The organism is Streptomyces sp. SirexAA-E (assembly GCF_000177195.2).
GTDB classification, from domain to species: Bacteria; Actinomycetota; Actinomycetes; order Streptomycetales; family Streptomycetaceae; genus Streptomyces; species Streptomyces flavovirens.
In genome coordinates this window covers 3,972,738-3,998,117 of record NC_015953.1, presented here as the reverse complement: position 1 = coordinate 3,998,117, position 25,380 = coordinate 3,972,738, and the positions used below count along the sequence as shown (strand labels likewise).

The following is a 25,380-nucleotide window of genomic DNA, read 5'->3' as shown; positions in this document are numbered from 1 at the left end:
CCGAATGATCACCATGACGTTATCGAAGAGAGACTCGTCGTCGCAGCTCAGGGCCCAGGCTTTACGGACAGTTCCAGCCATGGCCGACTCCCCGTCAGCTCCCGGGCAGCGCGGTCGGAAGAGCCGCCGCCCCGTCCTTGGTGACCCTGGTCGCGCCGAAGTAGTCGGGCGTGTCGATCTTGTCGAACCGGATGACCGCCCCGGTGTACGGCGCGTTGATCATGTACCCGCCTCCGACATAGAGCCCCACGTGCCTGATGGCCCGGGAGTTGGTCAGGTCGTCGGAGAAGAACACCAGGTCGCCGGGGAGCAGTTCCTCCCGTGAGGGGTGCGGCCCGGCGTTGTACTGGTCGTTGGCCACCCGGGGCAACTCGATGTCGACGGTCCGGTACGCGGCCTGGGTCAACCCGGAACAGTCGAACCGGCCCCCTTGGTCCGCCGTTCCGTTTCCGCCCCAGAGATAGGGCGTACCCAGCTTCTTCTGGGCGAAGTAGATCGCGCCCGCCGCCTGCCGGGACGGCGACACCCGGCCGACCGGCGCGGCGAAGCTCTCCTCCAGCGAACGGATGATCTTGACGTAGTTCTGCGTCTCGCTGATCGCGGGGATGCCGCCGGACCGGATCACCCGGTAGGCCCCGGCGTTGTAGGCGGCGAGCATGTTGTCGGTCTGGTCGCCCGGGACCTTCTTGACGTACCCGGCGAGCTCGCAGTCGTAGGAGGCCGCAGACGGAATCGCGTCGGCCGGATCCCATACGTCCCGGTCCCCGTCGCCGTCCCCGTCGATGCTGTGCGCGGCCCAGGTCCCGGGGATGAACTGCGCGATGCCCTGCGCGGCGGCGTGACTCTGAGCACGCGGATTCCAGCCACTTTCCTGATACAGCTGCGCCGCCAGCAAGGCGGGGTTGATGGCGGCGCAGAGGTTGCCCCACTTCTCCACCAGGGGCTTGTACTGGGCGGGCACCGCCCCCTTGGCCAACCCGACGGACCCGCTCACCCCGGCGATCCCGGCGGCGGCGGAGTACGTCCCCACGACGAGCAGGGCGATGAAGCACAGGACCAGCCCGATCCCACCGCCGACGAACACCCAGTATTTCCGCACGCACCAACCATCCCCCATTCAGGCGGGGTTCACGTGCCGATTCGCAGGTGTGTGCGGATGGCCGGGGGCATGAGGGGGCGTCAGGGGCGGTCACGGGGCTCAGGGGGCGCCGGCTGACCAGAAGGGGGAGCGGACGTTGGGGCGGGGGAGGGGGTAGACGCCCTCGTAGGCCGGACCGTTCGGTGGGGTGGTCGACTCTGCGACGTCGGACTTGTCGACGCAGGGGCTGTCGACCTGAAAGAACGCCTGCCCTTTTCCTCCGAAACGGAGACTTACACCAAAACCATCTTTCGTCTGCGCATAAATTGCAGGGAGTTCGACACTGTCGTTGACCGCTTTCATCAGATATCCGCTTCCACGCCAGTGCCGGTCGACCAGGCCAAGAAAATTCCCTCTACGGTCTGCAGACACCACGGTCATCACGATCCGCCTACGGGATACATCGCAGCCCCCTGTAGTAGTTACCCCATGCGCCCACTGCACCGGAGGCCGGATACCGCTTAGGACAGAATCGAGGATCTCATCCGCACGGCCCGCAGCTTCTTGCATATCCATTTCGGATCGACTTCCACTAGCCATCGAGCCCTCCTCACCAGTACACCCCGTCAGCAAAAAACATAGCAGCAGTGCAGCGCCAGGCGACAATCTCATCATCGGGCCTCCGCCATCTTCACTTCACTGGAACGTCCGGCAGCGATCAGGGCAATACTGTCCGCCGAAACCGCATCTCTTTGCGGGTCAAAATACTGGGAGTGGGCATCAATCGAAAGGCCACGACCACTGACTAACCTCGGACCGTCATCAACCGGAAAGCGTCGTGCTCCAAAGGCCACACTTGCTGGATCCTTACCGAACCAAAGATCATCGTCACCCGGATCGGCCAGGTCACCGGCCACATACGCAAAAGGACCCGCGAGCGCCCCAGCTACGACCTGCGACTTAGAAGGAAGCTTAGTCACGATGTCATTTTCCGCCGCGCCCACAAACACGTGGCCCCTTCCCACTCCAAGCTCCTCAGCACTGTCCACTCCTACTCCAGGGCTACCTACCAAAACAATCTCATCCGCACCCGGGATTCCACCCTCATACTGAGTCGCCGCCCCGACCGTACGGGATCCATAAGAATGACCAATTACCGTGACGTGCGGATCTTCATATCTGCTTGCAGCAGCCAACCCGCCCATGAACGAGTTGAAGGACTTTCCTCCCCTCTCTGCCCGCCCCTCTCCCATGACAGCAAGGCTCCCGAGTCCGTCCGGAATCTGAGGAGCGTCATAACCAAGCCAGACAAGTGCAGCACTTGAATGGTCGAGGTCATGGGTAGCGATAGCCGTATCCCGAGCCCGCTTGAGGTCCCCCTCCGCAAACTCCTTGTCCAGCGACGTATTCAGCCCCGGCACATACGCCGCCACATTCCGCGCCGTGTCCGGGTCCCCGTAGGACACGATCGCCCGGCCGTTGCCCTCTTCGCCGATGCCGAGCAGGAACATCGGAGGGTCGGTCCCGGCCTGCAACTGCCGGTCGATCTCCCGCAGGCCCGCCAGCTTCGCCACGGAATCCGCGTCGTCGCGGCCCGCAAGCGTGCCGATCAGCAGTTGCAAGTTGTCGCGGTTCGCCGCGTCCCTGACCGCTGCCGGGATCCCGTCCAGGTTGCCGATCACGTCCGGGTACACCGCCAGGTACTCCTCGCGCTGCTCCTGGGTCAGGCCCGCCCACCACGCGTTGCGTTCCGCCGGGCTCGCGGTCCGGGGGATGGCGTCTCGCAGGTAGGTCCTCGCCGCGTCCCGGACGTCCGCCGCGTCGGACGCGGCGTCCTTCCACGTCGACGTCGGGACCGCCAGGCCCTCCTCGGCCTTCAGGCGCCGGAGGATTCCCGCGTAGCGCCAGTCGATCTCGGCCGCCGCCCGTACCGCCCCCACCACCCGGTCCGCGATGTCCTGCGCCTTCGCGACGTTCGGGTTCGGGGCCGCCAGGCCCGAGGGCGGCACCAGGTCCGGCAGGCCGTTCGACGTCGTCGTACCGCCCTGGAGCGGGCGGCCGTCGATCATCCCCTCGCCGGCCGCCGGGTACGACACCGAGCCATCCGCCTGCACCGTGAACTTCAGGGCCGCCGCGTCCTCCAGCGCCAGCATCAGCGCACGCTGCTGGGCCTTCATCTCGTGGGCCAGGCTGTTGAGCGTGGTACGGATCAGCCCGCACTCCGTGTGCACGTACTGGAAGTTCCGGTTCAGCCGCCGCAACCGTGCCGCCGCCGACTCCGCCGCCGCACCTTGCTGCGTCTCGCGCAGGCCGTTCAGCAGGTGCTTGTCGATCCGGTCCCGCGCCGCATCGGCCCGGTTGCCGACCCGGCCCCACCCGTCGGCCGCGCTCTCCAGCTCCGCGCACCTCAGGTCCCGTAAGGCCGCCCAGGACAGGGCGGCGGTCCCGGTCGTCACCGCGGTACGGCCCCGCCGGTCACCGGGGCGAAGGACGAGCGCACGGCCTCGTTCGTCCCGCCCTGGGCCCGTGCCACCGCCCTGAGCTTCCCCGCGAGACTCGCGCACTCGCTCTCCGCGGCGGCGAACCGCCGTTCCCAGGAGGTGCGCACGGTACCGAGTTCCGCGAGGGCCGACAGGGCGCCCGCTCCCACCGAGAGCCCCTCGTGCGCCGCGGCGAGCTCGGCGGGCACGGGTCCCAGGTGCGTACGCAGCGCCTCCGCGCCGTCGGCCGCCCGCATCCACGGCCCGTCGCTGTGCCGCAGCTCCGCCCGGTCACCGCCCCCGGCCGGACCCGCCAAATCGCTGAGTCTCCGCACCACGGCCACACCGCTCACCCCGTTCCCGATCGTGGAGCGGCACTGTGCCAAAACCGGCGTACCCGACACGCCCGGCACATCCAGGCCGGGGCCGCCCTCCCCCGGCGCCCCAAGGAATCGGCGCTCCCCGCTTCACCCGAACGCGCGACGACGTCCGCCCGCCCGCTCTCCGCCGACGCGGGCGGAACCATGTCCCGCCCCCTCGACGTCCACCCCTTCACCTGCGCGAAAGCCCGTACGAACTGCGAAGCCGAGGGACGAACCGTGACCGAGAAAGCCGCCGCCCGCTACCTCTACGTCGCCCGTCACGCCGAGGCGTTGCCGGACGAATCGGGGCTGACGGAACGAGGCCGGCGCCAGGCCGGACTGCTCGGCGAGCGGCTCCGAGGCACTCCGCTGACCGCGGTCCACCACGGCCCGCTGCCCCGCGCCGCGCAGACGGCCGAGCTGATCGGCGCACACCTCGACGGCGTACCCCTGCACGTCTCGGAGGAGGCCGGCGACTACGTCCCGTACGTCCCCGGGCGTGAGGAGCTCCCGGGGCACTCGGCGGACCGCCTGCTCGGCTTCCTGGAACAGTTCCCCGCCGAGGAGACCGCCCGTGGTCCGGAGCTGACACGCGCCGCGACCGACCGGTTCACCGGGCCCGTGGACGGGGACGAGCCACGCCACGAACTGGTCGTCACCCACGCGTTCCTGGCCGCCTGGCTCGTACGGGACGCCCTCGACGCGCCCCCGTGGCGCTGGATGGGCCTGAACCACGCCAACGCCGCCCTCACCGTCATCCGCTACTCCCCCGGCAGGCCCGCCGCGCTCATGACGGTCAACAACATGGGTCACCTGCCGCCGGAGCTGCACTGGACCGGCTTCCCGCCGGAGCTGCGTATCTGAACCGGGTGCCACCGACACCGGTCACTCGGACGGATGGTTTACGGTGCGGCGCTTCCGCGTTACGGGGTGGCGTACCCCGGAGTTCGTGATCATGCGATGCGTGATCTTCGAACACCGCACCTCATCGCGTGGCCGACGGCTGTTGCTGTGCTCGGCGCTGGCCGCGGCGGCCACCGTCGTGTCGGCCCTGCCCGCCGGACCGCCGGCCAGGGCCGCCGCTGCCGTCGCCCCCGCACCGCCCCGGCCCACGACCGCCGCCGAGGCCCGGACCGCCGCCTGGCTGGACGCCCACCAGGGCCGCACCGGGGTGGCCGGCCGCTTCTTCCGGGAGCTGCCCAAGGGAGGGGACCTGCACAACCACCTCTCGGGCGCGGTGAGGACCGAGTACCTCATCCAGCTGGCCGCCGACGACGGGCTGTGCGTCGACGCCACCATGACCGCCGTCGCGCCCCCGTGCGGACCCGGCAAGCGGCCCGCCGCCGACGCGCTCACCGACACCGCGTTCCGGCAGAGCATCGTCCGGGCCTGGTCCATGCAGGATTTCCCGCAGGGCGAGTCCGGGCACGACCACTTCTTCGACACGTTCGGGAAGTTCGGCGCGGCGACGGCGCACCGCGGGAAGATGCTGGCCGATGTGGCGGGCACCGCGGCCGCCCAGAACCAAAGCTATCTGGAGACGATGGTCACCCCGGCCTCCGCGGGCGCCAAGAAGCTCGCCGACGACGTCGGGTGGAACCCGGACTTCGCCGCCCTGCACAGCAAGCTGCTCGCCGGTGGCCGCCTGGACCAGCTGATCGCCGACGCCGTGCAGGAAGCGGACGCCTCCGATGCGGAGTTCCGCGAGACCGCGCGCTGCGCCACCGCCAGCCCCACCCCGGCCTGCCGGATCACCGTGCGCTGGGTCTCCCAGGTCTCCCGCAACAGTGCCCCCGAGAGGGTCTTCACGCAGATCGCCCTGGGGTTGCGGCTGGCCGAGCGGGACCAGCGGTTCGTCGCGGTGAACCTGGTCCAGCCGGAGGACGGTGAGATCTCGCTGCGTGACTACCGCCTCCAGATGCGGATGCTCGACTACCTCCACCGGGTCTACCCGCGCGCCCACATCACGCTGCACGCGGGCGAACTCGTCCCCGGTCTGGTGAAGCCCGAGGACCTCACCTTCCACATCGACGACGCCGTCCGCACCGGCCAGGCCGAGCGGATCGGCCACGGCGTCGACCTGGTCCACGAGGACAACTGGCGTCGGCTGGCCCGCGACATGGCACGCCGTCAGGTTGCCGTGGAGGTCCCGCTCACCAGCAACGCGCAGATCCTCCAGGTGGAGGGCGCCGAGCACCCCTTCCCGGTCTACCGGGCGTACGGAGTGCCCGTGGTGCTGTCGACGGACGACCCGGGCGTCTCGCGAGGCGACATCGGCCAGGAGTACCAGCGCGCGGCGCGCACGTACGAGCTCGGCTACCCCGAGCTGAAGGATCTGGCGCGTGCGTCGCTGGAGTACTCCTTCCTCCCGGGCCGCAGCCTGTGGCGCGCCGACCCCGCACGGAAGGGGTTCCGGCTGGTGGACGAGTGCCGGGTCCCGCAGTCGGACCGATGTGGCCGCCTGCTCTCCGCGAGCCCGAAGGCACGGCTGGAGTGGCGCCAGGAGCAGTCCTTCCAGGCGTTCGAGGCGCGGTACGCGGGGTGACCTGCTGAGGTACGGGCACCGGCCCGGACGTCCGCCGAGTCGGGCCTTCGCGCCTTCGTCCTCGAACACCGGGTGCCGGGACGCTCGTCCCCGCACCCGGTGCTCACTCCGGTCTCCCCGCACATTCGACCCACAGCAGCTTCCCGCCCTGCCCCGGCAGCGCCCCGTCCATCGGGTACGCGCCCCAGCTCTCCGCCCAGAGGCTGACGAGGTGGAGACCGCGCCCACGCTCGGCCATGTCCGACGGCGGCTCCGCGCTCCAGCTGAACGGCGCCGGGATGTGCGGGTCGGTGTCCCGGACGCTGAGCCTGACGCGCTGCCGGCCGGCCCCGCGCAGCCGCAGTGAGTACGCGCCCTTCGAATGCAGGTACGCGTTGGTGACCAGCTCGCTGGCCAGCAGCTCGGCCGTATCCGTGAGTTCGGCCAGCCCGTGGGCGCGCAGCACCGCCCGCAGGGTGGATCGGGCGACGCCGGGTGCGCGGGGATCTCTCGGAAGTTGGAGGGTGTAGGCCCAGGGCGGCGATACGGTGGCAGCGGGCATGGAAGTCTCCGTTCACGGAGGATGGTTGGGGTGCTCTGCGTTACCCGGTGACCAGGTCGCTCCGTCGAGCGGGGTTCTTCCGGGCGGGAGGCCTGAGTCACAGGTTAGGGTTCCACAAGGAGTGTTTGTCCCCATCGACAGGAATCCTTGCTCAGAACCACTCGTGTGAGTGACCGCGCCACCCCAGACGACCCCGAGGAAGGTTCACATGGCAGGCCGGGCAGCCCCCACGGCGCGCCGCGCACGGCTGGGCGCCGAGCTGCGCAAGCTACGCGAGCGTGCCGGGATGACCACCACACAGGCGGCCGCGCTGCTGGGGACGAGTTCAGGCCAGCTCAGCAACATCGAGGTCGCGCGGTTCGGCGTCAGCGCCGAACGCATCCGCGTCGCGGCGGGTGCCTACTCCTGCACGGACCAAGCCCTCATCGAAGCCCTGGTGGCCATGACCGGCGACCGGAGAAGAGGCTGGTGGGAGGAGTACCGGGACAGGATTCCGTCGAAGCTCCTCGATCTGGCGGAGATCGAGCACCACGGCATCAGCCTGCGGGCGGCCCACAGCATCCACATCCCGGATCTGCTGCAAACCGCCGAGCACGCACGGGAGATCCACCGGCAAGCCGTTCCCGAGATGTCGCCGCCCGAGATCGAGCACCGCGTCTCGTACAGGATCAAGCGCCAGGACGTCCTGTACCGCGAAGGCGCCGCGCCCTACCGCTCGATCATCCACGAAGCGGCCCTGCGGATGAGATTCGGCGGCCCCGACGTCGCCCGGAACCAGCTCCGCCACCTGTTGGACCTGGGCGAACGCCCTCACGTGTCGATCCGCGTCATCCCCTTCGCGGCCACGGACTACCCCGGGTCGGGCCAGGCCGTGTACTACGTGCAGGGGCCCGTGCGCGCGCTCGACACCGTGCAGCTCGACCAGTCCCACGGGCCGGTGTTCATCGACTCCGAGGCCCATCTCGCGCAGTACCGCCTGCTGTTCGAACGCCTCGAAGCCGTCGCTCTGCCCCACTCCGCGTCACGCGACCTCATCCACGCCATCGCACGGGAACTGTGAAGCGACACGGGATGACCGCCTCCTCCTCCGGGTCGAGATCGCGTTCGACCCCGGCGACCTCGTCCACCTCCGGGAGACCGACGCCCCGGGCACGGTCGTCACCACCACCCGCACCAAGTGGGACGCGTTCACCCAGGGCGTCCGTGCGGGCGAGTTCGACCACTTCGCCGAACCCGACCACCCGGGGCCGCGATCACCGCATCCCGTCACCGCCCCAGGAGAACACCCTCCGGTGCGAGAATCAGATGATGACCTCAGCCCCTGAAACGATCGGCGCGGCGGCATCCGGAACGTGGAAGCTCGGCGATCTGCCCGTCCACCGGATCGGTTTCGGCGCCATGCGCATCACCCAGCCCGGTGCCGCCTTCTCGCGGGGCCCCTCCAGCGACCGGGGCAGGTCCATCGCCGTACTACGGCGCGCGATCGAGCTCGGTGTGAACCACATCGACACCGCCGCGTTCTACTTCTCCCCGCTGCGGTCCGCCAACGAGCTCATCAACAGCGCGCTCGCCCCGTACGCCGACGATCTGGTGATCACGACCAAGGTCGGCCCCGGGCGGGACCCCTCCGGCGCGTGGACTTGGGCGACCCCTGAGCAGCTGCGCGGCCAGGTCGAGGAGAACCTGCGCCAGCTCGGCCGCGACCACCTGGACGTGGTGAACCTCCGGATCGCGCGGAGCCACCGGTCGGCATCGGTCGCCGAGCACTTCGGTGCCCTGGCCGAACTGCGGGAGGCCGGCCTGATCCGCCACCTGGGCATGTCCCACACCACACCGGACCAGCTCGCCGAGGCCCAGGGCATCGCTCCCGTGGTCTGCGTACAGAACCGGTACGGCATCGGGTCGTCGCCCGAGGACCAGGCGTTGGTGCGTGCGTGCGGCGAGCAGGGCATCGCGTTCGTGCCGTTCTTCGCCATCGCCGGCACCGGGGCCGAGGAGGGGGCGAGCGGAGCCGAGAGCGAGGAGGTGCTGGCCGTCGCCCGCGCCCACGGCGCGACACCCGCGCAGGTACGGCTCGCCTGGACGCTGCACCAAGGGCCGCACGTCCTGGCCATCCCCGGCACCGGCAACCCCGATCACCTCGCCGAGAACGTCGCCGCCGGGGCACTTGGACTCACCTCCGACGAAATGGCCCTGCTGACCCCCTGACCGGAGAAGGTGAGCTCGTTCCGGGGATGGAAGGACGAGCGGTCGTTCGCCGATTTCCGGCCACGCTCACACTGATCCAAGCCGCCCCACACGACAGCCCCGGCACGCGCTGCCATCCGAGGACCGGGGCATCAGCCCCTTCCCCGCAAGGCCCGTGACGAAGCGTCGTCCGGAAGCCACCGGCGCACGACCGGCTCTCGAACAGCGCGTACGAACATTTCTCGCCCGCCGAACGCTGCAATCACATCCCCAACCCATGGCCACTGTCGTTGCTAGCCGTCACAGAGCGTGATACACAGAGTAACCGTGCATATGCGCCCGGATCCTGAGGCGAGCCGCAGGTCAGCGCTGCCACACCGGTCAAACGTGCGAGATCCGGGTAAAGAGACCCGGAAGACGTCGTGCGATGCGGGTTTCATCAGCGAAGATAGAGAGCGACCCGTTCCGTACGGCGCGGGCATCGAACTACCCAACAGGGGCGGTGACTTACATGATCCTGGCAGCTGAAAAGGGCGACATCACCACCATCATCGGCGGAATCGCCCCGAACTGGGGGCCGTTCGGGACCCTGGGCAATGAGGCTCGCATCATGATCGAGGTGGTGATGGCGGTGGCCATCCTGCTCTGCCTCGGCATCGCGATCTGGGGAGCGGCGAAGCAGCGCATCGGGGCGACGGCCCTGCGTGACACGTTCAGCGCGGAACAGGGCAAGGGGCTGATCGTGGCGGGCCTGACCGGCGTCTTCATCATCGGGTCGCTGGGCACACTGTTCACGATCGTGTACGGAATGGCCGTCTGACCTGACGTCAGGCCACCACCCCGGGTCCGTCCCACGCCCGCCTCCACACCATCCGTCCGTTGTGCCCACCGGCAGAGGTTGCGTCCCCTGATGTCGAGTCACCACTCCCCGCCCACGCGGGAACCAGCACGGCTACCGTCGTACCAGGCGGCACTGCACACGGCTGAGGGAGCGTACGCGGCATGAGCCAGGGCGACGAGCGCGGCTACGGCAGCGAACCGGGCGGCCGCACGGAGGACCCGTACAGCACCATCGGCGGGACGCGCCAGACACGGACGCGCCTTCCCGGCGGCGACGACACCGACGGTTACGGCCGGCGTCCCGCGCGGAGCTCACGCTCGCTGGTGATGGTGGTGGGTGTCGTCGTCCTCCTCGTGGCGGCCATCGCGTTCGCGAACCTGGGCGACGGCAGGAGCAAGGAGCCGGGAGGAGGCGGCGGCAAGGAGTCGTCCGCCGCCGGAGCGGGCCCCACCTCGGCAACGGGCACGAAGCCGGTACAGGGCAAGAACGGCACGATCGCTGCGGGCTTCGCACACGACGAGCAGGGGGCGCAGAGCGCGGCGGCGAATTATGCGGTGGCTCTGGTCTCTGCCGAAATCCTCAAGCCCGACCGACGCAGTGAGATCGTCCGTCAGATCTTCGTGACCGCCAGAGTTGATGAGCTCGAAGCGAAGTTCAATCAGGCCTACAACCAGGAATTCCTCAACAGAGTCGGGCTTGACAGCAACGGCAACGCTGCGGCAGGTATGACCTATGTGTCACGGACGGCCCCGGTGGGGACCAAGGTGACCTCTTACTCACAAAACGACGCCACAGTCGAGGTGTGGTGCACCGGTGTCTTCGGCACAGCCGGCGTCGGATCCACCAACCCGGTCAGTAACGACTGGTTCACCATGACCCTGCAACTGCAGTGGGCGGACAGCGACTGGAAGGTCGACGCGTTCTCTCAAAAGGACGGCCCTGCCCCGGTGAACACAGACCGCACGGCCTCCGACGCCGACGAGATCGCCGAGGCAGTCGAGGAGTACGGAGGGTTCACGTATGCCCGCTAGCCTGCGTCCGGTGCTTCGCGTCGGGGCCGTTCTCGCCAGCCTCCAGGTAACGGCGGTAGTCGTCGCCAGTCGCGCTGTCGCGGACCCGTCACCGAGCCCCACTCCCTCTGCCAAGAGTGACTGCGATCTCATCGTCGGCCCTGCCAAGGACTACTGCGAGGGCGGCAGCGGCGCCGACAGCCGCACCCCACCGACCACCAGCGACGCCCTGGACCCCCTCTCCTCCCTGGCCCGCGGCTGCGCCGACGCCGCGTCCTGGACCATCGGGAAGCTCAGCGACGCCGTCGAGGGGACCGCGAACGTCGACTTCACGAACCCCACCTTCCTCAAGCAGTACTCCGTGGTCTTCGCGGCCTCCACCATCCTCACCCTCGTCCTGTGGCTGTTCGCCGTGGCCAAGCGCGCGATGCGCGGGGTCCCGTTCGCCACCGCGATGTCCGAGGCCGTCGGCTTCCTCTGGCTGACCGTCCTCGCGTCCGCGTTCACCCCGCTCATCCTCTACGTGGTCGTCTCCGCCACCGACGGCGTCACCTCGGTCATCTCCACCGCCACCGGGTCCCAGAGCGACGTCTTCTTCGGCTCCTTCGCCGAGGCGCTCAAGAAGGGCACCGACATCGGCGGCGGCCCGATCATGCTCATCGTCGTCTCGCTGGTGTCGGTCCTCGCCGCAGGCATCCTGTGGCTGGAGCTCGTCATCCGGGCCGCCCTCCTCTATGTGGGCGCCCTGCTCGGCGTCGTCGTCTACGCCGGGCTGGTCGACAAGAACATGTGGGGCCACGTCCGCCGCTGGGCGGGCATCATGATCGCCGTGATCATGGTGAAGCCGGTCATCGTCATCGTGCTCGGACTGGCCGGTGCCCTCACCGAGGGCGACGGACCGAACGCGATGTCCGCCGTCGTCTCCGGGCTCGCCATCATCCTCCTGGCGATCTTCGCCTCCGCCATGATCTACCGCTTCGTGCCCGGTTTCGGCGACGAGATCCAGGGCGCCCGCACCAACCGCAAGCAGGCCACGGACGGCTCCCAGGCCGCCGCGCTGATCAGTTCGCCCGCCGCGCTCGTCTCCCAGGGCATCAAGACCCACAGCGGCCGCAGCGGCGGCGGAGACGGCGGCAGCGGCGGTGGCGGGCGCCCGGCCAACCCGGTCAGCGGCGGTGTCGCGGCGCACAGCTCCCGCGGTCCCGGAGCGGGCGGCGGCGGTGCCTCCGGCGCGCCTTCTCCCCGCAGCGGGTCCGGGCCCACCTCCGGCACCCCCCACAGCAGCCGTCCCTCGCGGGGCGGTTCCGGCAGCACAGGTAGCACGAGCACAGGAGGTGGCGGGCGTTGACGACCCAGTCCCACACCATCGCACCCCGCCGTACGTATCTCATCGGCCGCGCCCGGCCGAACGCGATCGTCGGCAAGAACCGCGAGACGGGCGAGATCGCACTGATCATCGTCGGGGCGTTCCTCGGCATGATGAGCGGGCTCCTCGTCCCGGTACTCTCCCTGCGCATCGTGTCGCTCGTGGGCTTCCCCATGCTCGCCCTCGCCATCGTGTACCTGCCCTACAAGGGACGTACGTTCTACAAGTGGTTCGAGATCAACCGCAGCTTCAAGCGCACCCTGCGCCGGGGCACCACCTACCGTTCGGCCGCGATGGAGGCGGGGGTGAGCGCCGACGGCCGTGAGGTCGAGATCGGGCCGCCCCCGGGCATCGGCCGGATCAGCTGGCTCGCCGCCCCCTTCGGGCCGGACGAGATCGCCGTCCTGCTGCACGCCGACCGGCGCACGGTGACCGCCGCCATCGAGATCGAGGGCCCCGGCGTGGGCCTGCGGGACAGCGAGGACCAGGAGGCCCTGGTCGACCGGTTCGGCACCCTGCTCAAGCACGTCGCCAACGGCGACGGGTTCGTGACGCGCCTCCAGATGCTGGCCCGCACCCTCCCCGCCGACCCCGACGCCCACGCCAAGGACGTCGCCCAGCGCGGCGACCAGGCCGCCCCCGGCTGGCTGCGCGACTCCTACGACCAGCTGCAGTCGATGGTCTCCACCTCCAGCGAGCAGCACCGCGCCTACCTCGTCGCCTGCATGCACTACAGCCGTGAGCTGGCCGCGGAGGCCAACGCCATGGCCCGCGCCGCCCGCCCTCGCAACGGGCGCAAGATCGACCGCGACGCCGGCCTCGCCGTCGTCATGGCCCGCGAACTGACCGACATCTGCGCCCGCCTCGCCGAGGCCGACATCCGGGTGCGCCAGCCGCTCGGGCAGAGCCGGCTGGCCTCCCTCGTGCACTCGATGTACGACCCGGACCACCCCATCGACCACATCCAGGCCATGACCAAGCGCAACGCCTGGCCCGCCGAACTCGACGCGGTCGAACCGACCTTCCTCCAGGCCAAGACCCGTGAGTCCACCACCCGCGCCCCTTGGTGCCACGCCACGGCCTGGGTGAAGGAATGGCCGATGACCCCCGTCGGGGTGAACTTCCTGGCCCCGCTGCTCGTCCACACACCCGACGTGATCCGTACGGTCGCGGTGTGCATGGACCTCGAACCCACCGAGGTCGCCATCGAGCGGATGCTGACCGAGAAGACGAACGACGAGGCCGAGGCGAGTCGCCAGGCCAAGATGAACCGCACGGTCGACCCGCGTGACATCGCCGCCCACGGGCGGCTCGACCAGCGGGGCGAGGACCTGGCGAGCGGAGCGGCCGGGGTCAACCTGGTCGGGTACATCACCGTGTCGTCCCGGTCCCCCGAAGCCCTGGCCCGCGACAAGCGGACGATCCGGGCGTCCGCCGGCAAGTCCTACCTCAAGCTCGAATGGTGCGACCGCGAGCACCACCGCGCCTTCGTCAACACCCTGCCGTTCGCCACCGGCATCCGCCGCTGACCCGCCGACAACCCGCACCCACCACACCGACCGCACCCACCGCACAGACCGAACCGAGAGGGAGGGCCGTCACGCCATGCGAGACCCACTGTCCGCGTTGTCGGATGCCTTCACGTCCTTCCTCTTCGGGAAGGTGGAGACGACCCGGCTGCCGGTCCGTACGTCGACGGGCCAGGCCCAGGCCGTCTACCTGCCGACCGCCGCTCCCGGCCTCGGTGACTCCGGTGTGATCATCGGGCGTGAGGTGTACTCCGGCAAGGGCTACATCTACGACCCGTTCCAGCTGTACGGTCAGCAGCTCCCCGCACCGCACTGGCTGGTCCTCGGCGAGTCCGGGAACGGCAAGTCGGCGCTGGAGAAGACGTACGTGCTCCGCCAGCTCCGCTTCCGTGACCGCCAGGTCGTCGTGCTGGACGCCCAGGGCGAGGACGGCGTCGGCGAGTGGAACCTCATCGCCCAGGAGCTGGGCATCACCCCCATCCGCCTCGACCCGACCGCGGCCCTGAACGACGGCATCCGGCTCAACCCGCTCGACCCGACGATCACCACCACCGGCCAGCTCGCCCTGCTGCGCACGATCATCGAGGTCGCCATGGGTCACGGCCTCGACGAGCGTTCCGGCTTCGCGCTCAAGGTCGCCCACGCCTACGTCAACGCGACCATCACCGACCGCCAGCCGGTCCTGATGGACATCGTCGAACAGCTCCGCCACCCGGAACCCGAGTCCGCGGAGGCGATGAACGTCGACCTGGACGACGTACGGGCCTGGGGCCTGGACGTCGCTCTCGTCCTGGACCGTCTCGTCGACGGTGACCTGCGCGGCATGTTCGACGGCCCGACCACCATCGGCATCGACCTCGACGCACCGCTGATCGTCTTCGACCTCTCGCACATCGACCGCAACTCCATCGCGATGCCCATCCTCATGGCCATCGTCGGTGTGTGGCTGGAGCACACCTGGATCAGGCCGGACCGGAAGAAGCGCATCTTCCTGGTCGAGGAGGCCTGGCACATCATCAACTCCCCGTTCGTCGCGCAGCTCTTCCAGCGTCTGCTGAAGTTCGGCCGACGGCTCGGCCTGTCCTTCGTCGCCGTCGTCCACCACCTCAGCGACGTCGTCGACGGGGCGGCGGCCAAGGAAGCGGCGGCCATCCTGAAGATGGCCTCCACCCGCACCATCTACGCCCAGAAGGCCGACGAGGCCAGAGCCACCGGCAAGGTCATCGGCCTGCCCCGGTGGGCGGTCGAGATCATCCCGACCCTGACCCCCGGCATCGCGGTCTGGGACGTCAACGGAAACGTCCAGGTCGTCAAACACCTGATCACGGAAGCCGAACGCCCCCTGGTCTTCACCGACCGCGCCATGACCGAGGGCTCCGTGCCGGACCTGCTCCCCGACGACGTACGGGCCGCGGAGCTGGAGGCGGAGGAACGGGCGGCCAGGATCGAGCGTCAGCAGCGGCTGGCCGAGTCCTCCGAGTCGACGGTGGCCTGACCATGGCACGCCCGGTACCTTCCCGTACGGAGAACGGCGGCCAGGCCGGCGGTATCCCGGACGGCCTGCTGATAGGGCTGCTGAGCTTCCTGTTCGGCGTCACGGTCCTGGCCTGGACGGCAACCGGCCTCGCCGGCCTGTTCGCCCACGGCGGCTGGCCGGGCGGCGTCACGTTCACCCGGACACCGCTCGCCCTGCGCGCCCTGGCCACCGCACCGCAGGACCTGCCTGCCGCCTGGCCCGACACCCCGGAGGGTGAGCTCTCCGGATACGGGCTGTTCTGGGGCCTGTTCATCGGCGAGCTCATGGTGCTGATCGTCCTGACCGTCTTCGTCCTGGGCGTGGTGACCCGCTGGCGCCTCGTCCGCAGACGCCGGGCGGCGGAAGCGGCGGAAGCGGCGGATGCGGCCGAGACGGCGGCGGAGACGGCGACGGCGTACGAGCAGCGGCCCCCCACGTACGAGGCCCCGGCCCCACGCGAACCGGTGCGCAGAGCGGAGCGCGCCCCCGCACCCGAGCCCGCGCCCGCGCCCGCAGCACCCTCGCCGACACCCATGGCCCCCGCAACCGCCTTCCTCGAAGTGGCCCCGGACGTCGTCCCCTCGCCCCGAGGCCCGGTCCTCCTCTACGGCGCCGCCCCCACCCGGCGCCCGACCGCGGTCCAGGCCGTCCAGGATGCCGAGGGTCCGGCCCTCGTCGTGACCTCCGACCCCACGCTCTGGGACGAGACGAAGGACGCCCGCGCCAAGCTCGGCCCCGTCCTCGTCTACGACCCCGGCCACCTCTGCGACACCCCGGATCGCCTGCACTGGTCGCCCACCGCCGGCTGCGAGGACCCCGCCGTCGCCGCCGCACGGGCCGCGGCCCTTCTCGCCCCGGTGCGCCCCCGGGCCCGGGTCGACGCGGCCGTCGCCGACACCGCGCAGACCCTCCTGCAGTGCTGGCTGCACGCCGCGGCCGTGGACGGCCGCCCCTTCCGCCAGGTCCACCGCTGGGCCTCCGGGGGCAGCGCCCACGAACCGGTCCGGCTGCTCCGTACGCACCCCAAGGCAGCCTCCGGACTCGCCGGACTCCTGGAGTCCTCGCTCACCGCGTATCCCGAACGCCGCGAGGTGGCACAGGAACTGACGGCACGTGCCTTCGGCGCGCTCTCCTCGGTCCATGTCCGCGAGGCGTGCACCCCGAACCGAAACGACGCCCTCGTGCTGGATTCTTTTACCGCCGAGGGGGGAACGCTTTATGTGGTGGGTGAATCCATCGAGGATCCTCGCCACCGCCCCGGCGCGATGCCCCTCCTCACCGCGCTCGCCTCACACGTGGTCGAGCACGGCCGCCGCATGGCCGCACGGTCACCCGACGGTCGGCTCGACCCACCAATGGCCCTCGTCCTCGACGACGTCGCGGCTGTGGCGCCCCTCCCCCAGCTCCCCGAGCTGCTGAGCTCCGGCCAGGACCGGGGCATGCCCGCACTGGCCCTGCTCCGCTCCCAGGAACAGGCCCGCGCCCGCTGGCAGGACCCCCTCCCCACCCCTCAGCCGTACTGACCCCCGGCCACCGGCCACGGATGCACTCGGGCGGCGGACGGTGTCCGGGAGTCAGACCGCCGCCTGCTCCCTGCGGATCTCGTACTCCAGCTCCCGGGCGTCCGGATCGCCCTCCACCGGTACCGACGCACCGCTCGGAACGAAGCCGATCCGCCGGTAGGAGGCGGCTGCCCGCACGTTGTCCTGGTGGACGTAGAGCCGTACGCGTTCCACCGGCGGGCCGGTCAGCGACCACGACCAGTCGATCGCCTCACGGAACAACGCGTCCACGACGCCGCGCGCCCGGTGCGCGGGCCGGACGAACACCCCCACCACGTGCGTCTGGTCGACCTCGGCAGCCGCCCCGAAGCGCACCCCGTCCGACGGCCGCTCGACGAGCACCGACACGGTCCCCGCCCACCGGCCGTCCGGGGCCTCGGCGACGAACTGCCGTACGTGCTGTCCGGCGGCCCCCGCCACGGTCCGCTCCCGCCAGAACGCGTCAGACCTGGCCGACGCGTCCTCGTACGTCTCCAGGAAGGCGATCGACGCGACCGGGTCCCGCAGCGCGGCCAGCCGGAGCTCCCGGACGCTCTCCCACTCATCGGCCCGTACACCGCGCATCACGTAGTCCATACGGCGATCGTGCCCGGCACCTCCGCACCCGGGCAACCGAGATCCAGGCCGGTGAGGGAACGCCCACCGTGTCGTACCCCGGTACTACGGACGCCGCCACCTCCCGCCCCGGGTCGGACGACCACGCCAGGCCCGATCCGTAGCGTCGTCAGCATGATCAGGGCATACGAACTCACCAAACGCTACGGGGACACCACCGTCGTCCACGGCCTCGACCTCACCGTGCACCCCGGCACCGTCACCGGATTCCTCGGCCCCAACGGGGCCGGTAAGTCGACCACGCTGCGCATGCTGCTCGGCCTGGACGCACCCACCCGCGGCCGGTCCACCATCGGCGGCCGGGACTACACCACCCACCCGGCACCGCTCACCGAGGTCGGTGCGCTCCTGGAGGCCCGCTCGGTGCACCCGGGGCGCACCGCGTTCCACCACCTCATGGCCCTCGCCCACACCCACGGCATCCCGCGCGGCCGTGTCGAACGCGTCCTCGACATGGTGGGCCTCACCGGGGCGGCCCACCGGCGGGTCAAGGGCTTCTCGCTCGGCATGGGGCAGCGGCTCGGCATCGCCGCGGCCCTGCTCGGCGACCCCGCCACCCTCATCCTGGACGAGCCGGTCAACGGGCTGGACCCCGAGGGGGTGCTCTGGATCCGCACCCTGCTCACCTCCCTCGCCGCCGAAGGCCGCACCGTCCTCGTCTCGTCCCACCTGATGAGCGAGATGGCCCTCACCGCCGACCACCTCGTCGTCATCGGCCGCGGCCGGCTCCTCGCAGACACCACCGTCGACGCACTCATCCGCGACGCGGGCGGCGCCTTCGTCAAGGTCGTCACCCCGCAGGCCGACACCCTGCGCACACTCCTGGCCGGGCCGGGCGTGGAGGTCGGCACCGACACGGATACCGGCCCGGACCACCTGGTCGTCCGCGGCACGGACGCCGCCCACATCGGCCGGACCGCCGCCGCCCACGGCATCCCGCTCCTCGAACTGACCCCGCAGCAGGTCTCCTTGGAGCAGGCATTCATGGACCTCACCCAGGAGTCCGTCGACCACCGGACCACCGCACCCCTGACCGGAGCCTCCGCATGACCGCCACCGCGCCTACCACCCCCTCCCCCTACCGCGTCACCACGGGCCGCGTCCTGCGCTCCGAGTGGCACAAGCTCCGGTCCCTGCGCTCCACCTGGATCACGCTCCTCTCGGCGGCCGCACTGGTGCTCGGTGTCGGGCTGGTCATGGGAACCACCTACACCTCGGACGGCGGTGACTCCGACATCGACACCGTCGTCCTGGTCCTCTACGGAAGCCTCCTCGGCCAGCTCTGCGTCGTCGTGCTCGGCATCCTCGTGACGGCCGGCGAGTACTCCACCGGCATGATCCGCGCCTCGCTGACCGTCGTGCCACGGCGTCTGCCCGTACTGCGGGCCAAGGCCGCGGTGTTCACGGCCGTCGCGTTCACCACGATGCTCGCCACCGACCTGGTCACCTTCCTGGCCGCACAGCTCTTCCTCCACGACACCGACCAGGCCGCAGGGCTCACCGACCCCGGCGTCCTGCGCGCGATCGCCGGCAGCGCCGCGGGGGTCACCCTGCTCAGCCTGATCGCCCTCGGACTCGGCTGCGCGCTCCGCTCCGTCCCCGGCAGCATCGGGGCGTTCATCGGGGGCGTCCTGGTCCTGCCCGAGGTGCTCGGCATGCTTCCGTACGATGCCGTGGACAGCGCCCTCACCTACTTCCCGACCCAGGCCGCCGGCGCACTCGGCTCGTCCACCCCGCTACCAGGGGCCACGGCGCCCGGACCGGCTCTGCTGGCCCTGTGCCTGTGGGCAGGGGCGTCCCTGGCCGCGGCCGCCCTGGTGCTGCGCCGCCGGGACGCGTGACGAGCAGGTGCGGGCAGGCCGGCGGGGACGGACCGAGGGGCACACGGTGGCTGACGACGGTACAAGGGGCCCGCGGCGGCACGAGGTCAGGGGCAGCAGCACCGGAACGGCGACCCTGACCGGGTACATCCGCGCACGCCTGGAACGCCTCCGAGCCCTCGACCGTCGGCGGCCGGTGCTCTGGGACCTCACGGTGACGGGCTTCTGGACGGCCTTCGCGGTCCTCGACTTCACCAGCGGCGGCTGGCGCACGGTCGCCCGCAACGTGGAGGCGCCGGAACCGCTGGTCCTCCTCATGAGCCTCTGCTTCTCCGTCCCCCTGCTGTGGCGCCGCCGCCATCCGGTGGCCGTGCTCGTCGCCATGGCACCGGTCTCCGTCCTCAACATCTGGACCGGCGCCGTGGTGCAGGCGGCCTTCTTCCAGCTCATCCCCGCGTACACGGTCGCGCTACGGCTCCCCCTGCGGACGCTCGCGTGGTCGGGCGTGCTGATGTGCCTGCCCGCCGCGGCGGGCGCCGTACACATCCCCGGCACGCTCGACCGGCAGCTGGTCTCCTACCTGTGGGGCCTCGCCTTCGTGGCCCTGCTCGGCATCGCGGTCCGCACCCGACGGGACTACACGGAGGCGCTCCTGGACCGCGCCGACCGGCTCGAACGCGAGCGCGACCAGCAGGCCCAGCTCGCGGCCGCCGCCGAACGCACCAGAATCGCACGGGAGATGCACGACATCATCGGCCACAACCTGTCCGTCATCACCGGCCTGGCCGACGGCGGCGCCTACGCGGCGGCCACGAACCCGGAACGTGCCGGACAGGCCCTCCAAGCCATCGGCACCACCAGCCGCCAGGCCATGGCGGAGCTGCGCCGCGTGCTCGGCGTGCTGCGCGAAACCGGTCCGGCCGCCGAGCTGGCTCCTCAGCCCTCGCTCGACGACCTGGACACACTGGTGGCGGGGGTGCGCGAAGCCGGGCTGCCCGTACGGCTGACCGTCCACGGGCACCCACCGCCGGTCCCGGCCTCACCTGGGCGGCAGCTCGCCGTCTACCGGGTGGTCCAGGAGGCCCTGACGAACACCCTCAAGCACGCGGGCCCGGGCACCACGGCCCACGTGACCCTGACATACACGCCCTCGGCTCTGGAGATGCTGGCCACGGACACGGGCCAGGGCGGTGCCGCACACGTCGGCGCGGGCGGCGGCCGGGGCATCAGCGGTATGCGCGAGCGCGCGTCGCTCTACCACGGCACACTCGAAGCGGGCCGGCTCCCGACGAACGGCTGGCGCATACGACTTCGCCTTCCCCTGGAGGACTCACCCGCGTGACGAGCGTACTGATCGCCGACGACCAAGCCCTGCAACGGTTCGGCTTCCGCATGCTGTTGGAGAGCCAGGAGGACATGACCGTCGTCGCCGAGGCCGCGGACGGGACGGAGGCCGTGCACCTCGTGGCCCGTCACCAACCGGACGTCGCCCTCATGGACATCCGGATGCCGGGCCTCGACGGCATCGAGGCGACCCGTCGCATCCTCACCTCCGGCGCCCGCACCAGGGTGCTCATCGTGACGACGTTCGACCTGGACGAGTACGCGCACGACGGTCTGCGGGCCGGGGCCAGCGGGTTCCTGGTGAAGGACGCGATGCCCGAGGAACTCCTGTCGGGCATCCGGGCCGTGGCGAGCGGGGACGCGGTCGTCGCACCCAGCCTCACCCGCCGGCTCCTGGACGCCTACGCACACCATCTGCCCTCCACACCCGGGGCCCGTCCCGAGCGGGAGAACCCACGCATCGCCTCGCTGACGGAACGGGAGAGGGAGATCCTCACGGTCATCGGGCAAGGCTGGACGAACACCGAGATCGCCACTCGCCTCCACCTCGCCGAATCGACGGTGAAGACGCACGTCACCCGCATCCTCGCCAAGACGGGATCCCGCGACCGCGTCCAAGCCGTCATCCTGGCGTACGACACACGCCTGGTGAACCCGCGCTAGCCGCTACGGTCCCACGGGCTCGTACAACGCCGACGACGGCGGCGACAAGCGGCGCCGACGGCGCTGCTGACGGTGGCGCTGACGACTACTCAGGGCTCGCGTACGAACATCGCACAGTCCGGGCACTCGTCGAGAGTCCTGCGACGGCTTCCCCGATCGTCCTCACGTCTTGCACCTTGCCTTCTGACGGGGCCCGAGGTGCTCGGCCGCTCCGACCAGGTCGACCTCCTCGAGGCCGCACTCCGGCGCCGTCTGCGCTTCGAAGCGGTCCCCGCCGGTCTCGCCCGCGCCCGCATGCTCGCGGACGGGCCCCCGAAGCGACTGGTGGAAGCCCTGATCCGGCGCCTGACCTGACGGGGATTGTCCGGCCCGCGTCGCGGGCAGCACGGCTGGACCAGCTCGAAACTGCTACCACGCCGGCGTGGTGGACACCGACGGACGCTCAGAACGCAGAAAAGCCCCGTGCCACAAGGGCACGGGGCTTTCCCGAAATAATAGTTCGGCGGCGTCCTACTCTCCCACAGGGTCCCCCCTGCAGTACCATCGGCGCTGAAAGGCTTAGCTTCCGGGTTCGGAATGTAACCGGGCGTTTCCCTAACGCAATGACCACCGAAACACTATGAAATTAACCAACACCGGAGAAAACACGGCAGTTCGTTATTTCAGAACCAACACAGTGGACGCGAGCAACTGAGGACAAGCCCTCGGCCTATTAGTACCAGTCAGCTCCACCCGTTACCGGGCTTCCACATCTGGCCTATCAACCCAGTCGTCTACTGGGAGCCTTAACCACTCAAGGTGGTGGGAATACTCATCTCGAAGCAGGCTTCCCGCTTAGATGCTTTCAGCGGTTATCCTTTCCGAACGTAGCCAACCAGCCATGCCCTTGGCAGGACAACTGGCACACCAGAGGTTCGTCCGTCCCGGTCCTCTCGTACTAGGGACAGCCCTTCTCAATATTCCTACGCGCACAGCGGATAGGGACCGAACTGTCTCACGACGTTCTAAACCCAGCTCGCGTACCGCTTTAATGGGCGAACAGCCCAACCCTTGGGACCGACTCCAGCCCCAGGATGCGACGAGCCGACATCGAGGTGCCAAACCATCCCGTCGATATGGACTCTTGGGGAAGATCAGCCTGTTATCCCCGGGGTACCTTTTATCCGTTGAGCGACAGCGCTTCCACAAGCCACTGCCGGATCACTAGTCCCGACTTTCGTCCCTGCTCGACCCGTCGGTCTCACAGTCAAGCTCCCTTGTGCACTTACACTCAACACCTGATTGCCAACCAGGCTGAGGGAACCTTTGGGCGCCTCCGTTACTCTTTAGGAGGCAACCGCCCCAGTTAAACTACCCATCAGACACTGTCCCTGATCCGGATCACGGACCCAGGTTAGACATCCAGCACGACCAGAGTGGTATTTCAACGGCGACTCCACAACCACTGGCGTGGCTGCTTCAAAGTCTCCCACCTATCCTACACAAGCCGAACCGAACACCAATATCAAACTATAGTAAAGGTCCCGGGGTCTTTCCGTCCTGCTGCGCGAAACGAGCATCTTTACTCGTAGTGCAATTTCACCGGGCCTATGGTTGAGACAGTCGAGAAGTCGTTACGCCATTCGTGCAGGTCGGAACTTACCCGACAAGGAATTTCGCTACCTTAGGATGGTTATAGTTACCACCGCCGTTTACTGGCGCTTAAGTTCTCAGCTTCGCACACCCGAAAGTGCACTAACCGGTCCCCTTAACGTTCCAGCACCGGGCAGGCGTCAGTCCGTATACATCGCCTTACGGCTTCGCACGGACCTGTGTTTTTAGTAAACAGTCGCTTCTCGCTGGTCTCTGCGGCCACCCCCAGCTCAGGAAGCAAGTCCCCTCACCAGTGATGGCCCCCCTTCTCCCGAAGTTACGGGGGCATTTTGCCGAGTTCCTTAACCATAGTTCACCCGAACGCCTCGGTATTCTCTACCTGACTACCTGAGTCGGTTTAGGGTACGGGCCGCCATGAAACTCGCTAGAGGCTTTTCTCGACAGCATAGGATCATCCACTTCACCACAATCGGCTCGGCATCAGGTCTCAGACTATATGCACGACGGATTTGCCTACCGTGCGTCCTACACCCTTACCCCGGGACAACCACCGCCCGGGCTGGACTACCTTCCTGCGTCACCCCATCGCTTACCTACTACAAGTCTGGTTCATCGGCTCCACCACTACCCTCAACTCCGAAGAGATCGGGCCGGCTTCACGGACTTAGCATCGCCTGATTCAGTACTGGGCGTTTCAAAGCGGGTACCGGAATATCAACCGGTTGTCCATCGACTACGCCTGTCGGCCTCGCCTTAGGTCCCGACTTACCCTGGGCAGATCAGCTTGACCCAGGAACCCTTAGTCAATCGGCGCACACGTTTCTCACGTGTGTATCGCTACTCATGCCTGCATTCTCACTCGTGAACCGTCCACAACTCGCTTCCGCGGCTGCTTCACCCGGCACACGACGCTCCCCTACCCATCCATACTCCCGTTGAGGATATGTGTATGAATGACACGACTTCGGCGGTACGCTTGAGCCCCGCTACATTGTCGGCGCGGAATCACTTGACCAGTGAGCTATTACGCACTCTTTCAAGGGTGGCTGCTTCTAAGCCAACCTCCTGGTTGTCTCTGCGACTCCACATCCTTTCCCACTTAGCGTACGCTTAGGGGCCTTAGTCGATGCTCTGGGCTGTTTCCCTCTCGACCATGGAGCTTATCCCCCACAGTCTCACTGCCGCGCTCTCACTTACCGGCATTCGGAGTTTGGCTAAGGTCAGTAACCCGGTAGGGCCCATCGCCTATCCAGTGCTCTACCTCCGGCAAGAAACACACGACGCTGCACCTAAATGCATTTCGGGGAGAACCAGCTATCACGGAGTTTGATTGGCCTTTCACCCCTAACCACAGGTCATCCCCCAGGTTTTCAACCCTGGTGGGTTCGGTCCTCCACGAAGTCTTACCTCCGCTTCAACCTGCCCATGGCTAGATCACTCCGCTTCGGGTCTAGAGCGTGCAACTCAAACGCCCTATTCGGACTCGCTTTCGCTACGGCTTCCCCACACGGGTTAACCTCGCTACACACCGCTAACTCGCAGGCTCATTCTTCAAAAGGCACGCAGTCACGACGCACCGAGCAAGCTCGATGCGCGACGCTCCCACGGCTTGTAGGCACACGGTTTCAGGTACTATTTCACTCCGCTCCCGCGGTACTTTTCACCATTCCCTCACGGTACTATCCGCTATCGGTCACCAGGGAATATTTAGGCTTAGCGGGTGGTCCCGCCAGATTCACACGGGATTTCTCGGGCCCCGTGCTACTTGGGTGTCTCTCAAACGAGCCGTTAATGTTTCAGCTACGGGGGTCTTACCCTCTACGCCGGACCTTTCGCATGTCCTTCGCCTACATCAACGGTTTCTGACTCGCCTCACAGCCGGCAGACTGTGAAAAAGAGATCCCACAACCCCGCATGCGCAACCCCTGCCGGGTATCACACGCATACGGTTTGGCCTCATCCAGTTTCGCTCGCCACTACTCCCGGAATCACGGTTGTTTTCTCTTCCTGAGGGTACTGAGATGTTTCACTTCCCCTCGTTCCCTCCACACTGCCTATGTGTTCAGCAGCGGGTGACAGCCCATGACGACTGCCGGGTTTCCCCATTCGGAAACCCCCGGATCAAAGCTTGGTTGACAGCTCCCCGGGGACTATCGTGGCCTCCCACGTCCTTCATCGGTTCCTGGTGCCAAGGCATCCACCGTGCGCCCTTAAAAACTTGGCCACAGATGCTCGCGTCCACTGTGCAGTTCTCAAACAACGACCAGCCACCCATCACCCCGTTCTGACGAACGAGTGCACTGGGGCCGGCAACCAAAGGGACAGACT

At 68.5% G+C, this 25,380-nt stretch carries 20 protein-coding genes, 2 rRNA genes and 1 pseudogene; 16 read left to right on the top strand and 7 right to left on the bottom strand.

Going from position 1 to position 25,380, the window contains the following annotated elements:
• Positions 1-94 precede the first annotated feature (94 nt).
• The 3 genes from SACTE_RS17775 to SACTE_RS17765 form a co-directional block, all read right to left on the bottom strand.
• Positions 95-1,084 (bottom strand): bifunctional lytic transglycosylase/C40 family peptidase, encoded by a 990-nt coding sequence (locus SACTE_RS17775; protein ID WP_019993445.1) that lies wholly within the window; start codon positions 1,082-1,084, stop codon positions 95-97.
• 665 nt (positions 1,085-1,749) lie between these two features.
• Entirely contained in the window at positions 1,750-3,534 is a 1,785-nt protein-coding gene (locus SACTE_RS17770; RefSeq protein WP_014047401.1) for an alpha/beta hydrolase, read from the bottom strand.
• Entirely contained in the window at positions 3,531-3,911 is a 381-nt protein-coding gene (locus tag SACTE_RS17765) for a hypothetical protein (protein WP_014047400.1), read from the bottom strand. The genes SACTE_RS17770 and SACTE_RS17765 overlap by 4 nt, the downstream gene beginning before the upstream one ends.
• 171 nt (positions 3,912-4,082) lie before the next feature.
• On the opposite strand from SACTE_RS17765, the gene SACTE_RS17760 reads away from it, so the two are divergent.
• Positions 4,083-4,784, top strand: coding sequence for a histidine phosphatase family protein (locus SACTE_RS17760; RefSeq protein ID WP_014047399.1), 702 nt, complete (start codon positions 4,083-4,085; stop codon positions 4,782-4,784).
• Between the two features lie 91 nt (positions 4,785-4,875).
• Positions 4,876-6,465, top strand: a complete 1,590-nt coding sequence (locus SACTE_RS17755) for an adenosine deaminase (RefSeq protein ID WP_014047398.1) — start codon at positions 4,876-4,878, stop codon at positions 6,463-6,465.
• A gap of 103 nt (positions 6,466-6,568) precedes the next feature.
• Here SACTE_RS17755 and SACTE_RS17750 read toward each other — a convergent pair whose 3' ends face one another.
• A complete protein-coding gene (locus SACTE_RS17750; RefSeq protein ID WP_014047397.1) occupies positions 6,569-7,006 on the bottom strand; it encodes an ATP-binding protein in 438 nt (145 codons plus the stop codon).
• A 208-nt stretch (positions 7,007-7,214) separates the two neighbouring features.
• Between SACTE_RS17750 and SACTE_RS17745 the strand changes: the two genes are divergently transcribed.
• From SACTE_RS17745 to SACTE_RS17710, 9 genes and pseudogenes are all read left to right on the top strand, one after another.
• Positions 7,215-8,066 (top strand): helix-turn-helix transcriptional regulator, encoded by an 852-nt coding sequence (locus SACTE_RS17745; RefSeq protein ID WP_014047396.1) that lies wholly within the window; start codon positions 7,215-7,217, stop codon positions 8,064-8,066.
• Positions 8,067-8,097: 31 nt separating this feature from the next.
• A pseudogene (locus SACTE_RS35090) lies at positions 8,098-8,331 on the top strand (DUF397 domain-containing protein); the annotation flags it as partial.
• Positions 8,312-9,214 (top strand): oxidoreductase, encoded by a 903-nt coding sequence (locus SACTE_RS17740; RefSeq protein ID WP_014047395.1) that lies wholly within the window; start codon positions 8,312-8,314, stop codon positions 9,212-9,214. The pseudogene SACTE_RS35090 and the gene SACTE_RS17740, both read left to right, overlap by 20 nt.
• 490 nt (positions 9,215-9,704) lie before the next feature.
• Positions 9,705-10,013, top strand: a complete 309-nt coding sequence (locus SACTE_RS17735; protein WP_014047394.1) for a hypothetical protein — start codon at positions 9,705-9,707, stop codon at positions 10,011-10,013.
• Between the two features lie 182 nt (positions 10,014-10,195).
• Positions 10,196-11,065 (top strand): membrane protein, encoded by an 870-nt coding sequence (locus tag SACTE_RS17730; protein WP_014047393.1) that lies wholly within the window; start codon positions 10,196-10,198, stop codon positions 11,063-11,065.
• The gene (locus tag SACTE_RS17725) at positions 11,055-12,392 is read left to right on the top strand and encodes a hypothetical protein (protein ID WP_014047392.1); all 1,338 of its coding nucleotides are present in this window, start codon (positions 11,055-11,057) and stop codon (positions 12,390-12,392) included. Before SACTE_RS17730 ends, SACTE_RS17725 begins: the two co-directional genes overlap by 11 nt.
• The gene (locus SACTE_RS17720; protein WP_014047391.1) at positions 12,389-13,939 is read left to right on the top strand and encodes an SCO6880 family protein; all 1,551 of its coding nucleotides are present in this window, start codon (positions 12,389-12,391) and stop codon (positions 13,937-13,939) included. Before SACTE_RS17725 ends, SACTE_RS17720 begins: the two co-directional genes overlap by 4 nt.
• Positions 13,940-14,015: 76 nt before the next feature.
• Positions 14,016-15,434 (top strand): ATP-binding protein, encoded by a 1,419-nt coding sequence (locus tag SACTE_RS17715; protein WP_014047390.1) that lies wholly within the window; start codon positions 14,016-14,018, stop codon positions 15,432-15,434.
• A 2-nt stretch (positions 15,435-15,436) separates the two neighbouring features.
• Positions 15,437-16,978: a type IV secretory system conjugative DNA transfer family protein gene (locus tag SACTE_RS17710; RefSeq protein WP_014047389.1), complete on the top strand. Its 1,542-nt coding sequence runs from the start codon at positions 15,437-15,439 to the stop codon at positions 16,976-16,978.
• Between the two features lie 51 nt (positions 16,979-17,029).
• On the opposite strand, the gene SACTE_RS17705 is transcribed toward SACTE_RS17710, so the two are convergent.
• Complete coding sequence (locus SACTE_RS17705; RefSeq protein WP_019993450.1) at positions 17,030-17,593, bottom strand: GNAT family N-acetyltransferase; 564 nt, start codon at positions 17,591-17,593, stop codon at positions 17,030-17,032.
• A 153-nt stretch (positions 17,594-17,746) separates the two neighbouring features.
• Between SACTE_RS17705 and SACTE_RS17700 the strand changes: the two genes are divergently transcribed.
• The 5 genes from SACTE_RS17700 (at position 17,747) to SACTE_RS34615 (ending at position 21,813) form a co-directional block, all read left to right on the top strand.
• A complete protein-coding gene (locus SACTE_RS17700; protein ID WP_014047387.1) occupies positions 17,747-18,682 on the top strand; it encodes an ATP-binding cassette domain-containing protein in 936 nt (311 codons plus the stop codon).
• Positions 18,679-19,473, top strand: coding sequence for an ABC transporter permease (locus SACTE_RS17695; protein ID WP_014047386.1), 795 nt, complete (start codon positions 18,679-18,681; stop codon positions 19,471-19,473). Before SACTE_RS17700 ends, SACTE_RS17695 begins: the two co-directional genes overlap by 4 nt.
• Positions 19,474-19,588: 115 nt before the next feature.
• Positions 19,589-20,794 (top strand): histidine kinase, encoded by a 1,206-nt coding sequence (locus SACTE_RS17690; RefSeq protein ID WP_202434119.1) that lies wholly within the window; start codon positions 19,589-19,591, stop codon positions 20,792-20,794.
• Positions 20,791-21,459, top strand: coding sequence for a response regulator transcription factor (locus SACTE_RS17685; RefSeq protein WP_014047384.1), 669 nt, complete (start codon positions 20,791-20,793; stop codon positions 21,457-21,459). Before SACTE_RS17690 ends, SACTE_RS17685 begins: the two co-directional genes overlap by 4 nt.
• A 198-nt stretch (positions 21,460-21,657) precedes the next feature.
• Positions 21,658-21,813, top strand: coding sequence for a hypothetical protein (locus tag SACTE_RS34615; RefSeq protein WP_014047383.1), 156 nt, complete (start codon positions 21,658-21,660; stop codon positions 21,811-21,813).
• Positions 21,814-21,956: 143 nt separating this feature from the next.
• Here the strand turns inward: SACTE_RS34615 and rrf are convergent.
• Together rrf and SACTE_RS17675 are read right to left on the bottom strand one after the other, a co-directional pair.
• Positions 21,957-22,073: ribosomal RNA gene (rrf, locus tag SACTE_RS17680) — 5S ribosomal RNA — on the bottom strand.
• A gap of 78 nt (positions 22,074-22,151) precedes the next feature.
• A 23S ribosomal RNA gene (locus tag SACTE_RS17675) occupies positions 22,152-25,276 on the bottom strand.
• Positions 25,277-25,380: the final 104 nt, after the last annotated feature.

Excerpts from the sequence above, each read along its gene's own strand:
- SACTE_RS17710 (WP_014047389.1), top strand. The coding sequence starts at position 15,437 with ATGGCACGCCCGGTACCTTCCCGTACGGAGAACGGCGGCCAGGCCGGC.
- SACTE_RS17730 (WP_014047393.1), top strand. The coding sequence starts at position 10,196 with ATGAGCCAGGGCGACGAGCGCGGCTACGGCAGCGAACCGGGCGGCCGC.
- SACTE_RS17700 (WP_014047387.1), top strand. The coding sequence starts at position 17,747 with ATGATCAGGGCATACGAACTCACCAAACGCTACGGGGACACCACCGTC.
- SACTE_RS17695 (WP_014047386.1), top strand. The coding sequence starts at position 18,679 with ATGACCGCCACCGCGCCTACCACCCCCTCCCCCTACCGCGTCACCACG.
- SACTE_RS17760 (WP_014047399.1), top strand. The coding sequence starts at position 4,083 with ATGTCCCGCCCCCTCGACGTCCACCCCTTCACCTGCGCGAAAGCCCGT.
- SACTE_RS17705 (WP_019993450.1), bottom strand. The coding sequence starts at position 17,593 with ATGGACTACGTGATGCGCGGTGTACGGGCCGATGAGTGGGAGAGCGTC.
- SACTE_RS17750 (WP_014047397.1), bottom strand. The coding sequence starts at position 7,006 with ATGCCCGCTGCCACCGTATCGCCGCCCTGGGCCTACACCCTCCAACTT.
- SACTE_RS17745 (WP_014047396.1), top strand. The coding sequence starts at position 7,215 with ATGGCAGGCCGGGCAGCCCCCACGGCGCGCCGCGCACGGCTGGGCGCC.
- SACTE_RS17715 (WP_014047390.1), top strand. The coding sequence starts at position 14,016 with ATGCGAGACCCACTGTCCGCGTTGTCGGATGCCTTCACGTCCTTCCTC.
- SACTE_RS17740 (WP_014047395.1), top strand. The coding sequence starts at position 8,312 with ATGATGACCTCAGCCCCTGAAACGATCGGCGCGGCGGCATCCGGAACG.
- SACTE_RS17735 (WP_014047394.1), top strand. The coding sequence starts at position 9,705 with ATGATCCTGGCAGCTGAAAAGGGCGACATCACCACCATCATCGGCGGA.
- SACTE_RS17725 (WP_014047392.1), top strand. The coding sequence starts at position 11,055 with ATGCCCGCTAGCCTGCGTCCGGTGCTTCGCGTCGGGGCCGTTCTCGCC.
- SACTE_RS17755 (WP_014047398.1), top strand. The coding sequence starts at position 4,876 with ATGCGATGCGTGATCTTCGAACACCGCACCTCATCGCGTGGCCGACGG.